Here is a 13,586-nt window from a genome sequence, read left to right as displayed (position 1 = left end):
TGATTTTTTTAATTAAAACGACACTTGCACACCTAATTCAAAGGTTCTTAGTACCGGATGTTGTGAATACCCTTTATTTCTACTTGGCATAAACCTTTGGTCGCTATATGATATTACAAAAGGGTTTTTAGTAGATGCCGAAAGCGAAAACTCCTTAACACCCAAATCCTTTAGTAAGGCCTGTGGTAACGAATAAGCTACCATAATACTTCTTAAATTTAAATACCCTGCTTTTTTTAACCAAAATGAAGAATTTCTATAGTTGTTGGTATTTGTTAGTGTTGTTAACCTTGGTAAACTATTGCTAACCGGCCAACTATTCGCAAGCTCATTAGTATAATCATTAGCTTTTCTATTCCAGTTTAATTGTTCAATATAACTTCCTCCAACTTTACCATCTGCATGAATACCCATACTCCAATTTTTATACTGCATCATATAGTTTAGACCAAAATCAACTCTTGATGGTGTACCAATTTCATGATAATCCTTCTCGTCAATTAATCCATCATTATTAAAATCCAAATATCTAATATCTCCAGGTTTCACATCACCAAATAATTGAGTAGGAGCACTTGCTATCTCGGCTTCATTTTGAAAAATACCTATGGCTTTTAATCCTCTAATAACCTCGTTATTTCCAATTACATTTCTCTGTTCTTCTCCTATAGGGTAAGTTGTATCGTTTGATAAAGTTGTGTAGTTAACTCCATAAGTTGCATTTACTCCAATTTTATATGATAAATTACCTATTTTGTTACTATAAGATATGTTACCATCAATTCCTCTAAACCTACTATCTTCATAATTAATTAAAGGTAAATATGCCGTTGGTAAAAAGGCAAATAAATTACCTGGCGATATTATTTGATCATAATTACGAATATTAAAATAGTTTAGCTGTCCGTTAATTTTCGATTTAAACATTTGAAAATCCAAACCAATACTTAAATATTCCTGTTTAGGGGTTATAAGATTAGAAGCCGTAAAAATTCTATTAGTACCAGTAGACCCCGTCTGTCCGCCATCAACTCCAAAATTACCACCAGCATTAGTACGTTTATATAAATTTTCGGAAATAAAGAATTGGCTAACTGGTCTTGATTGTACTCCAAAATTACCTCTAAGCTTTAAAAAATTTAACCAGGATGCATTTTTCAGAAAAGATTCTTTGTGCAATAGCCAGGCTAATCCTGCATCATAGTTTACTTTCTTTTTCTCATCTTTTGATAACTGACGTATAGGTGCATTTAGTAGTTTTCCTTCTAGTACATATTTTTGGTTAAACATATAATTTACTCTAGCCCCAATATTTCTAAAAATGACATTTTGAGCTAAAGTACTACCTGTTAGTTTTTGATTATTAAAAAACAGATCTGCAATAACCTTATGATTGTCATTAAAGTTTCTTACATAACTTAGATTAGCATTAATGAATTGTGTTCTGTCTACGCGATCTGCTAACTTTTTGAATTGAAAACGATCTTCTCCATTAATAAAATTTCTTAGTCCTGAAACCCTGTATGTTCCATCATTTTCTAAAGTAAAAATTGGTTCTGCTGTATGTGGCGTTGGCTCAATAACATCTGTTAAAACATTTAAGACATACATCCCAACCAAAGTTTTTAACGTTAAACCTTTTGTTACTTTATCTAGATTAAGGTCTAACCCCACTCTCGCAAAAGCATCCCTTCTAATATCCTCAATAATTGAGCTGTGAGCCAAGTCTACAAGTAAATTTCTACTAAATTCTCTACTGCTAGTAAAAATAGTATCATTTACTTTATAAGGTAAAGCATTTGCCGGATAATTATACATCGTATTAAAAGCATCGTTGGCACTTAGCTTTGGCTCATTTCTTTTATTAAAACTACCACCAACTCCTAAATTAACCACACCAGCATCTCCAAACTGAATTTGCACGTTATTATTCAATCTAATCCTTGAAGACTTCCTACCTTCTCCAACGGTTTCTATACCGTTAGTGGTGTAATAACCTAAATGGGAAAAATATTGAACTTTCTCATTTCCACCAGAAAAGTCACCCGTTACATGCGAATAAGTAGAAATGCCATTAACAAAGTCTTCGTAATAATTATTATTAGGGTTTCTAACTGGGTTATTACCTGTAGCATAATCATTAATATCGTTCTGGGTATAAATAGGGCTAAAACCATCATTACTAAGTGCAATATTATAGTTTCTGGCATAATCTTGAGCATTCATCGTACTAGGTAAAAAAGCAGGTGTTCTAACTCCTGTATTGGATGTTATTCTAAATAGACGCTCGCCTGGTAATCCACGCTTAGTATTTACAATAAGAGCTCCAGGAGCTCCTAAAGTACCGAACATAAAAGTAGAACCGTAATCTTTTGCTACTATAACATCATCTACCTCTGCAGGCGTAAGAACAATGTCTACAGCGGGCACACCATCTACATAAAGTTGCCCTACTTCTTGCCCTCGAATCCCATTACCAAAACTCTCGGTAACCGTAGATGCATCACCATACGACGTCGTTAAACCAGATAATCTACCAGCTAAAGCTTCACGTACAAAAGGTGTTGGAAAATCGTTTAACTCTTCGCCTGTAATACGCTCAACAGATCCTGTAATACGTTCAAATGGTAAACTTCCCAAAGCGATGTTGGTATCCTCTTGAGGTTCTATAGTTCCCCATTGTTTTAATACAATAGTATCGCTTTCCAAGTTCCCTTCTTTCACATAAACTACAGCTTTTTCGTAACCCAAATGGGATATAATAAGAATATCCTCATTTTCAACTCTTATACTGAAGCTTCCATCTTCGTTAGTAACTGCTCTATTTTTAGAATTAAAAGCTTGTATATGTACTTCTTTTAATACATATCCTGTTCTATTAGATATTGTGGCAGAAACCATACTTAAATCGCTTTCTTCCTGAGCGTTTACCTGAAAAGGCAATACAAAGAAAAGGCCTGCCAGTATTAGATATAGTATTTTTGTTTTTATCATTGTAAAATCGTTAATCGTTAACATATTACCATCCTGGATTTTGGGTTAATAACGGAATTTCGAAAATCTGTAAATCAGATTCTTTTAAGGGATATCTATACATTCTGTCCACAAAAATTCTAGGTGGTCCTTGTTCTATTGGAAATCTTTCATATCTAACACCCGTTGGTTGTGTAGCATCTTCTGTTATTAATACACCATGCATACGTTTTCCGTCAAATTCTTCTTGACCAATTCTCCAACGTAATATATCGTACCAAGTATGGTACTCAAAACACAGCTCTACTCTAAACTCATTTCTAACAAGTTCCCGAAAAACCCCTTCATCGGTTGTAAATTCTGGTCTTACATCTACATGCCCAACTCTATTACGAACCGCATTTACAGCTTCTACGGCAGTTAATGATGCGCCAGGGGCTGTAGCATTAGGGTTTCCATAAGCTTCGTTAACAGCTTCTGCGTAATTCAGGTATATTTCGGCCATTCTTATATATGGCGGATTTACAAATGTATTTCTTCTATATCCTGTAAGATTGAACTTTTCCGGAAGAAACTTTCTTGCTAAATAGCCTGTAGTAGAACTACCGTAATCAGTAGAAAATGGTTTTGAACGGTCATCTCCTATCACCGGTGATGTTCTCATATCTAATAAGTCACTATCTGAAATAACAGGAAAAGCGGCACCATGATACAAAATATCTTTATAAAATCGGGGATCCCTGTTTACATAAGGGTTTTGTTCATTGTAATTAGAGTTAGCGTGCGAAATTGGATAACCATCGGCGGTCTCAAATCTATCAACCAGCTCTTGTGTTGGCGAATATCCTGTCTTACCTCCTGTACGAACCCATAACCATGACAGGTTATATGCTCCTGCATCACTTTCACCAAAGTATCTAGGCCAAACACCTTCAATAGTTCCTCTACTTGTATGAAATATTTCACCGTAATCCCCTTGGTACAATCCAACCTTATCGGATGTTTGACCAAGCTTAATTAAATCCCAGGCAGCACTAGCAGCCATTTCCCATAACTCGGTATCTTTTTGATTGTTTGCTGTATAGTTAGGGCTAGCAGCTGTTGTTAACGCTTTGGATTTTAATGCCATAGCTGCCGCTCTACCCATACGTCCCATATTGACTGGATCGTTTAGGTAACTATCTTCTGGCAACGTCGCTATAGCCATATCACAATCTGCAATAATATCTGTAATTTGCTCACGATAAGTTGGTCTGGGAAGGTTAAGGTCTGAATCTGGAAAAATTCTAGTCTTAATATATGGTAATGCTCCCCAACGTTTAGAAAGCTCATGGTATGCAAACGCTCTAAACAAATAAGCTTCGCCCTTTATTTGATCTATTTCATTTTGAGGCATAATATCTGTAGTAACCTCATCAATCTTATCAAGAATATTATTAGATACAAATACGAGTTCCCAGTTATCATACCAGGCATCCCAAAACTCTGGATTAGCAAAAGAAAGCTTTAGGGCATCAACATAATCGCCTTTAAACACATCGTTATGTACAAAATGAGATCGCATATCAATAACTTCTCCAGAAAACACAACACAACTACCATAGTTTTTTCCTGGTCCAGATTCGCGCCTATTAAATCCGTCTTGGCGAATCTCGTACATCCATCCCATAGTATCATACATTCTATAAGCAAAACTGGTGATTATAACTCTATTGCTCCAAGCTTCTTCTTCTGGAGTAAGTTCACTTGTACCTGTTCTATCTAGATAATCTTCACATCCTGCCAATAAAAAGACAGAGATAAAAATGAATATATATTTATAATTTTTCATAATTTCTATTTTTAAAAATCAATATTTACACCAAAAACAAACCGCTTTACTAAAGGGTATTGTCCATTTCCGCCTGAAAGGCTATTCCCTCCTTCTGGTTCTCCATAGGGTAGTTTTGACCAGGTATACAAGTTTTGTCCAGATAAGTTTAATCGCATCGTTTGAATTCTTAAAGCTCTTTTTAGAAACTCAGATTCTATACTGTATGCCAGATTTACGTTTTGCAGCTTTAAATATGAAGAGTTAGCTGCCGTCATGTTACTTCTAACACCATAACCTTTCTGTCCATCTATATTTCCATAAGCTGGAAATCTTGCATTTTGGTTTTCTGGAGTCCATCTATCTAAATGAGCCGTTTTTGCTTCTAACAACCCTCTATCGAAGTTAGGAAATAAGTTATCTGTGTGATATAAGACGCCTTCTTTACCAAAAAATCGTACACTTAAATTAAAACCTTTGTAGGTAATACTACTATTAAAGGCATAAACTATTTGTGGTTGACTTGTTCCGTCTAGAGGAATTCTATCATTAACATCTATTCTACCATTTGCATTAAAATCTGAGTAGAAATAATGACCTGCAGTATTGGTTCCTCCTGAAATCTCAGGAGCATTAATAGATTCTTCAAAATTGTTTATAAAACCATTACTATAATATCCATCTATCCAACCTATTGGTTTCCCTGCATTTTTTTGGTATTCCGGTCTTGATGCTCCGTCTAATTGAAAAACACTACGGCTATCGGCAAAGGTTGCATGACCCCCAAATGAATATGTTAAATCTCCAGGAGTGGTATGTCTATAATTCGCCTCTATTTCAAGACCATGATTTTTTGCTGTACCAACATTAACTCGTGGTAATGATACTCGGCTATCTGGACGGTTTCTTGGATTGGTTCCTATATGAGGCTGAAAATATGAAGGTCTAGGTGGAGTTAGAAGAAGATCTTCACGTAGTTCTTTATAAAGGGTAACTCCTATTGTAAGGTCGTAATCAAATAGTTTAATATCAAAACCTAAATCTTGCTTTGTGGAGTTTTCCCAAGTAGTATTCGGATTAGCTACTTTTACTTCTGCCCATCTTTGTATTTCATCTCGTCGTGGTACACCAAATTGAATATGACCAAAGCCTGGATTTGTTCCGGCATATCCTCCTAAGTAAACAAAACGATCTAGACCGGTTAATTGGCTAAGCCCCGTTTTACCATAACTATATCTTACTTTAAATTCATTTAACCAAGATACATTATCGCTTACAATTTTTTCTTTGGCAATATTCCAAGCTACAGCAACAGCAGGAAAAAAACCAAAACGTTTACCTCTGGCATAATTCTCAAAACCATTATAACCAGCCGATCCATTAAGGTAATATCGCTCTTTATAGTTATAATTAAAAATACCTGCCCAATCCTCGCTATACCTTGGAACATCTACAATTCCTATATCTCGTTCCTGACGGTTAAAAACACCTAAAAGTTGAACATTATGATCTCCAAAATTGCGCTGGTAATTAAGTTTAAACTCATAATATATATTTCTTCTGGTAGAACTAAAAGTTTCTCCTCCCGAGCTTCTAAATACCGGGTTATTTTGATTATAATTAAATCCACTTCGTTGCGATCTCCATTCTTTTAAAATCGGATCGTACAACCATTGGTGAGGATTGTATCTTTCTATTTTCTGATAATCGTAAGCTGTACTATAATTAAACTTTCCAGAGGCTACCAAACCTTCTGTTATCCCATCTAAATTTTGATTTAAATTTAATTGAACATCTACCACATCGGTCTTAAACTTTCTCATACCAGAATAATTAATTTTTGTGTATGGGTTTGTTTGACCTGGATTTTCCAATTGAGATGAACTATAACGAATACCACCTGGAAAAGGCGCGAAAGGATCTGGGTTTGCTAACACAAACTCTTCTGGATAGTACAAAGGAAAACCGTATGATGTAGCTTGATCAATAAACTTAAAAAGGTTACTAAATTGATTACTTCCTACATCTGCATCAGGAGATTTTCTAATATCTGTACGTCCAGAAACATCTACAGATAATTTTGTTGTGCTACTAACCTGAAAATCAAGGTTTGTTCTAAAGTTAATTTTATCGTAGCTAAACTCCGGATCATAATAGCCATTAAAATCTTCAGTTTTTAAAATATCTCCAATTCTATTTATACTAAGTGAACTAAAATATTTAACAAACTCTGTTCCTCCTCTCACATTAATTCTGGCATTAGATTCCCAACCAATATCTCTTATTATTTCATCATACCAATCTACATCCGGAAAAGCATAAGGGTCTCTATTAGGGTCTAAAAACGTATCAATGTAGCGTTGTGGCCTCAATTGATTATAAGCTCCCGAATTTTTAATAGCTTCCTGCCCCAACGTTAAAACATCGTAAGACGATAATTTGTCTGGAATCTCGGAAATCGTTTTTGCTGTAACAGCTGCACCTACGGTTATTTTAGGTGATCCTAATCGCCCTCTATTTGTTGTAATAATAATTACACCATTTGCACCACGAACTCCATACACTGCTGTGGAAGATGCATCTTTCAATATAGATATTGATGCGATTTCAGAGGGATCTAATTGAGAAAACCCTCCAGTTGCTTCTATACCATCTATTAGTATAAGTGGGTCGTTACTACCACTAAAACTGGCAACCCCACGAACTCTAATTACGGCATCGTCTGCTCCTGGTTGGCCCGAGGTAATCTCTGTATACACCCCTGGCAATCTATCTTGAATAGCCTGAGACATATTGGTGAGCCCTGTTTCCATTAATCTTTCTCCTTTTACTGTGGCAACAGAACCTACAATATTTTCTTTTTTGGTTCTATTATACCCCAAAATGACTATTTCTTCTAATGAGTCAATATCTGGCATCAATGTCACATTAATGACTGTATTGCCATTAACATCAACTTTTTGTGTTCTATAGCCAACAAAAGAAAAAACTAATGTAGCATTTGAGTCTACCATTAAAGAATAGCCTCCATCAAAATCTACAACGGTTCCTAATACTGCACCACCCGTTCCTGAAGTAACTATGGTAGCTCCTACTAAAGGCGCACCTGTTTCGTCTAATACTTCTCCAGAAACCTTAATATTCTGCGCCTCCAATAGTTGCCCAAGAAAAATAAAGCAACAAAGCAAGAAAAATTTTATTTTATAATTCATTATGTTTTAATTAGTTTGTTTTAAAATAAATTTTAATGTCTTATTCATCTTTCACCAATCGAATACCAAACATTCTTAAATGTTCATCAGGATGGTCAAAGAACCTAAATCCGGTTCCAGTTGGGTAAAGCTCCAAAACATCAAAAGATCCTGGATCGTTAACCCAATACGGAGCTCGCCCTTTATATAAAGCCGTTCTAAAACCATTTACATAATCTCCCGAATTGTCGTAGCGATATCCTGCTATAACACAATTTAGTCCATAAAGATTTGTTGCTCCATCATGCCAAGTTCCCATAAGATCTCGTGCATTAGATACATAACTTCTTATATATGCAAGATCTGTATTAGTCATAACATGCCATCCAGTTGGTGCAGCTAGAGGATGGAAACGAACACGACTGGAATAAACGCGACCATGTGTATTTTGCCAATCTGGGGTGAACCCTTCAATTCCCTCTGGGCTTTCATCAAAATATAATTCTGTAGAAGAACCTGTAAGCGGAATAACTCTTGGCCCTAAGAACGCTATATCTTCACCGTTAGTTAATTTTTTCGCTCGAAGATTTTGAGACATCCAAACTTGTTCTCCAATTCTAACCCATGTGTATTCGTTAACTTCCTGAGCTCTAGTATCTGTCATAGTACCCGTCATTTGCGGTGTAAATTCTACCGGGAATGAATTGGTTATTCCACCAGTCCCATCTTTTGCTACAACTAAAGCATAGTATGTTTTTACATCTGTAATATCACTAGGTATTTCACTATTTTTTACCAAATACTCTGTTTCGGTAATATCTGCTGCTACCAAATTAACCGGTGGATTAACGGTATCTATATATACATCGTATGAAGTGGCTCCAGAAGAAGCTCCCCACACCAATTTTTCATCTAAGGATAAAACACCATCAACAGCAAAAGCCTGTATATCTGGAAAGCCTGGGCTTGTTCCTGCATTAGCAAAACCAGAAATAATTGTTGGTGAAGCATTGTTCGACGGGTCTTTTGCAACGACATACCAGTAGTAGGCCGAGTTAATATCTAAACCAGTAGGTGTATATTCACTGTCTGTAACAGTAGCAACTAATGTAACTGGTGAGTTAAGTTTATCTAAATACACGTCATAGCTTACAGCATCTCCTTCTGGGTCGGTTACATCGGTCCAATCTAATGTCACACCTGCCATAACACCCGATCTATTTTCCGGAGCTACAATCATAGGTTCATCTGGAGCTCCTGGTTGTAACTTTTTAAAAGAACGAACTTCACTGGAAGAATCGTTAATTAAATCGCTCGCATCTACTTTCCAATAGTAAACGTCTCCAATATCTAGCGCTAAAGCGTCTGCTGTATACGATGTACTACCATCATCAATAGTTGCTATAACCTCTGTAGGTGGATTTGTTTTCCCTAACAACACTTTATAACTTATTGTTTCACCTTCGCCCGCAGCTACAGGTTCCCATTCAAAAGTCAAGGCTTCCCGTATAAAAATATCGGCATCAGGGCCTATTAAATTTGGTGTATCGGGTGCAGGAATCGATTTAAATTCCCAAATATCACTTTCAATTCTATCTGTACCATTTTTAACTACTACTCTCCAATAGTAAACCTCCTCTTTAAGAATCTTATAATCTGTTAGACTATAATTCATTTCCTTTAAATTTTCTGCCTGTACAAATAGCTTCGTACTGTCTAACCCCAATAAAAAGTCGAACTTTAAAGGTTTTGAGTTTGGATCTGATGCCTGCCATTCAAAAGATGGTGCTATATCTATCCCATCTGCTTTATCGGCTGGAGAGACTAGCGAAACACTTGGTTTTTGCTCTACAAACGCATCTTCATCATCTTCACAAGATATTAGGGCCGTAAAAACCAAGACCACTGTTAATAAAAGGATCTTATCTATATATTTCATAATTTAATATTTTTTGTTTTTAAGTTCTTTTTAGCTTAATCCTTAATTAATCGAATTCCCCACATTCTTAAATGCTCACTTCCTTGCTTAAAATATCTGAATCCCCTCGTATGTCCAGTTAGGTAAAGCTCTACTGTATTGTTTTCACCAGGAGCATCAACCCAATAAGGAATACGACTCTGTTCTAAGGCTGTTCTAAAGCCATTTTCATAATCTGAGACTAAATTGTAACGGAATCCGGCAATTAAACAATTTACACCGTATATATTCGAACCACCATGCCAGTCACCCATAAGTTCACTAGCACTATTAACATAATTGCTTATGTATGATAAATCTGCTTCAGTTATAACATGCCAGCCTTCTGTTGGAACAAGCGGATTTTTACGAGCGCGACTTGAATAAACTAGCCCATGTGTATTACTCCAATCTGGAGTGAACCCTGGAAGTCCCTCAGGATGTTCATCGTAATAGATCTCCATGGAGTCTTCCCCAAGAGGGATGTTATTTGGCCCCAAGAATAATATATCTTCTCCGTTAGTGAGTTTTCTCGCTCTAAGGTTTTCGGTCATCCATACCTGCTCACCAACTCTAACCCAGCCATACTCAATAGATTCAGTTCCTCTTACATCTGTAACTGTTCCTGTTAATTGAGGTGTAAATGATATTACCGAAGATTCTGCTTCTCCGTCTATATTTTTTGCTACAACACGTGCGTAATACGTTTTTGGTACAGCTATAGTTATATCGCTAGGAATGTCTTTGGGTTTCACTACATAGCTTTCTCCAACAAAATCAGTAGCTACTTGAGTTGTAGGCGGGTTCGTTTCGCCTATATAAACATCATATGTAGCGGCTCCTAATGTTTTACCCCAAACTATAGATTCGTCTAACGACATGGTTCCATCTACAACTTCTTCATTAATCATAGGAGCTGCTGGTCCAGATGAATCTAAGTAATCAAAATTAAAAACCTCTGTACTATAAGAGTTTCCAGATGGGTCTTTAGCGACTACTTTCCAATAATAAGAGGTATTTACTACTAGACCAGAGGTTGCATTATATTCTGAATCGCCAGAAAAACTTGCTGCAACATTAACTGGAGGGTTCGCTGTATCTAGATAAACATCATAAGTAACGGTATCTCCTTCGGGATCTGTTGAATCTGTCCAATCTAAGATAATATCGCCACCATCCCTTTCAAAGAAAAGTGTATTATCTAAAGGAGCTACTACTGAAGGTAAATCCGGATACCCACCTAACAACTTTTGAAACGTACCTACTTCACTTAATGAAGTATTTAATTCATCTAAAACCTCTATTCTCCAATAGTAAGTTTCAAACTCATCTAATTCTGGGCCATTATAATCAAAAGATCCAGTGTCTTCTATAGTTCCAACAACTTCTGTTGGCGGATCTTCCGTTCCTAAGTATACTTTATAAGTGAGTTTTTCGTTCTCTGCAGAAGCTGTTTCCTCCCACTCAAATTTTAGAGGATCTCTACCAAAATTAATCGGTCCAATTAATACGGGACTAGTTAATAATGGAGATGTTGTAAAACTCCAAACATCACTCTCTTTTTCATATATACCATCCTTGGCCACTACTTTCCAATAGTAAGTCTGTCCTTTTAGTACTGTGTTTTTTGTTATTCTATATTTAAGGTCTTTGATATTTTGTGCTCTTAAACCTAATTTCCCCTTTTCGGTTCCAATATAAAAATCATATTTAAAAGCATTTGTATTATCACCAGATGCAGTCCATGTAAACGTTGGGTTAAAACCAACGGATTCGGCTCCATCTGCTGGAGATTGGATAGTCAAACCTATGTTAGGCGCTCCACTAGCAGCACCTTCATCATCTTCGTCGCAAGAAATCGCAAAGAAGGATAACGATAATACTGTTAAAAGAAGAAGGTTTTTCATGTATTTCATAGTTATTTTGGTTTAAATTGTGTTTGTTTTGTTAACCGTAGTCTTTCTATTTTCTATATCTTATTTTTTAACTATTCATTAATACTTCTTTAACATTACTACATGTCTTTGTCTTGTATCTTTACATAGTTTTTAAAGACAGGCATATTGCTTAAAAAAATATTGTTAAAACTGTTATTTGTTAGTTTTATATGAGAGATTTTTAGCTGGTTAGTATTAAAAATCTTTTTCCAAAGATTGTATTAAAACTGTTATTGTATCGGGTACGAATATTTCTTTTTAGTGAAAAATTTGTTCATTTCACTTTGAAAAGCACTGAAAACACTAGTTTTTATGATATTCTACCTTCTAAACAAAACTCTTTTAAATTTTATAAATATATCTTTTAAATTTATTTTAACTTATACTAAAACAAATACGTTTTTTCATTAGTAATTCAGAAAAGATTAGTTCTTACTTTTCTTGTAAACAATAGATGACAACACTCGTAAGTTATTGTATCCGAGGCTTATAATTTTTACCTTCTATTATCAAGAAGAGTATTAATCTTTAAGCTATTGATAATTACTTTACTTTCCGAAGGAACATCTTAAACATACACTTCTGGATTAATTTCCCTAAAGAGATAAAAGAATCGTTAACTTCTTGAGAAGATACTATGTCATACAGTACCTAACAGAGTAGATTTATACTATTAACTTTAGCTCCGCAGAGCCATTTTTTATTTCTTCTTTTGTAAATAGATTGAGATAAGTAAATACAAAATCACTTTTTACCGATCCAGATCTGCATATAAAATAGTTTCTGTTACTCGATTAAAACCAGGTTGCACTGCAATCTAAGGAGTAGCAAAATCGAAATTAAAAAATTGAGTATATTAATTGTAACAGCCGATAAAACTGTTGTAAATAAAAGTATTTTTTTTTCATGATTTTTAGTCTTAAATGTTTAGTTAATTATAGTTAAAAATTGAGGCCTATTAATAGATTAATCTCTTGTAAATATCACAAACTTTATAGCATATTTACGCACCCAAAATGTTCTAAAAGGAGTATAAAATGTTCAAAATAATACAATTACAAGAAATAACTTACTTTTATTCCCTTTTTATTTAGCTTCCTTAGCAGAATTACTTTTAAGAACCTTTAACTAATAGTTTTTATTCAATTTCTAATAAAAATTTTCTTGAAATAATAGAGTCGTTTTTTGTATGAGAAGTCTTTTATTTTATTAAAAATGTGAGCTTGATTAATTAACAAACGGTATTCTTTTAGTTATGGAATCTGATCTGGAGAATAAAGAAGTAAAAAATATATTATCGGTTAAGCTGTAAAAGTTTCTAAAGTACTTTTTATGAACCCAGTATAAACTAAAGTCGAAAGATTTAAACTGGTATTTGATATATAATTTAACTCGATTTAACTTCATTGTAAAGTACTGATTGTTATACTTATAAAGTATTTTGTATTTAAACACACCCTCCTTAATCCTCCCTCGAGGGAATCTCTCTCAGTAAAATTGTCCCCTTGAGGGCCTTTAGGGTTGTTTTTAATGTAACTATAATTAGAAATCAACAACTATTAAAACTCCCGTTAATTTACTGATTTTAGACTAATAACCTCGCAAGTAAATCGAGTTAGAAACTATAAATTGTGGATTGGATAATTTAAAAAATAGTATTTTATTTCACCAAATATTTAATACACGGAAAAACTATACTTTATGCAAACAAAAAAACC

5 protein-coding genes are annotated in these 13,586 nt (G+C 34.8%); all 5 read right to left on the bottom strand.

Annotated elements, in window-relative coordinates; all coding sequences use genetic code 11:
* Positions 1 to 12: 12 nt before the first annotated feature.
* Genes C1H87_RS18855 through C1H87_RS18835 form a run of 5 tightly spaced genes read right to left on the bottom strand, consistent with a single transcriptional unit; the run spans position 13 to position 11,847 of the window.
* Positions 13 to 2,994 (bottom strand): SusC/RagA family TonB-linked outer membrane protein, encoded by a 2,982-nt coding sequence (locus C1H87_RS18855; protein ID WP_158655278.1) that lies wholly within the window; start codon positions 2,992 to 2,994, stop codon positions 13 to 15.
* A gap of 25 nt (positions 2,995 to 3,019) precedes the next feature.
* Complete coding sequence (locus C1H87_RS18850; RefSeq protein WP_102757306.1) at positions 3,020 to 4,804, bottom strand: RagB/SusD family nutrient uptake outer membrane protein; 1,785 nt, start codon at positions 4,802 to 4,804, stop codon at positions 3,020 to 3,022.
* An 11-nt stretch (positions 4,805 to 4,815) separates the two neighbouring features.
* A complete protein-coding gene (locus tag C1H87_RS18845; protein ID WP_102757305.1) occupies positions 4,816 to 7,995 on the bottom strand; it encodes a SusC/RagA family TonB-linked outer membrane protein in 3,180 nt (1,059 codons plus the stop codon).
* 40 nt (positions 7,996 to 8,035) lie between these two features.
* Entirely contained in the window at positions 8,036 to 9,913 is a 1,878-nt protein-coding gene (locus C1H87_RS18840; RefSeq protein WP_102757304.1) for an FISUMP domain-containing protein, read from the bottom strand.
* A gap of 35 nt (positions 9,914 to 9,948) precedes the next feature.
* Complete coding sequence (locus C1H87_RS18835; RefSeq protein ID WP_102757303.1) at positions 9,949 to 11,847, bottom strand: FISUMP domain-containing protein; 1,899 nt, start codon at positions 11,845 to 11,847, stop codon at positions 9,949 to 9,951.
* Between the last annotated feature and the right edge of the window lie 1,739 nt (positions 11,848 to 13,586).

Source organism: Flavivirga eckloniae (genome assembly GCF_002886045.1).
In the GTDB taxonomy this organism is placed as follows: Bacteria; Bacteroidota; Bacteroidia; order Flavobacteriales; family Flavobacteriaceae; genus Flavivirga; species Flavivirga eckloniae.
Note: the sequence above shows the minus strand (reverse complement) of the source record. Positions and strands in the feature narration are given on the sequence as shown.

Excerpts from the sequence above, each read along its gene's own strand:
- C1H87_RS18855 (WP_158655278.1), bottom strand. The coding sequence starts at position 2,994 with ATGATAAAAACAAAAATACTATATCTAATACTGGCAGGCCTTTTCTTT.
- C1H87_RS18850 (WP_102757306.1), bottom strand. The coding sequence starts at position 4,804 with ATGAAAAATTATAAATATATATTCATTTTTATCTCTGTCTTTTTATTG.
- C1H87_RS18845 (WP_102757305.1), bottom strand. The coding sequence starts at position 7,995 with ATGAATTATAAAATAAAATTTTTCTTGCTTTGTTGCTTTATTTTTCTT.
- C1H87_RS18840 (WP_102757304.1), bottom strand. The coding sequence starts at position 9,913 with ATGAAATATATAGATAAGATCCTTTTATTAACAGTGGTCTTGGTTTTT.
- C1H87_RS18835 (WP_102757303.1), bottom strand. The coding sequence starts at position 11,847 with ATGAAATACATGAAAAACCTTCTTCTTTTAACAGTATTATCGTTATCC.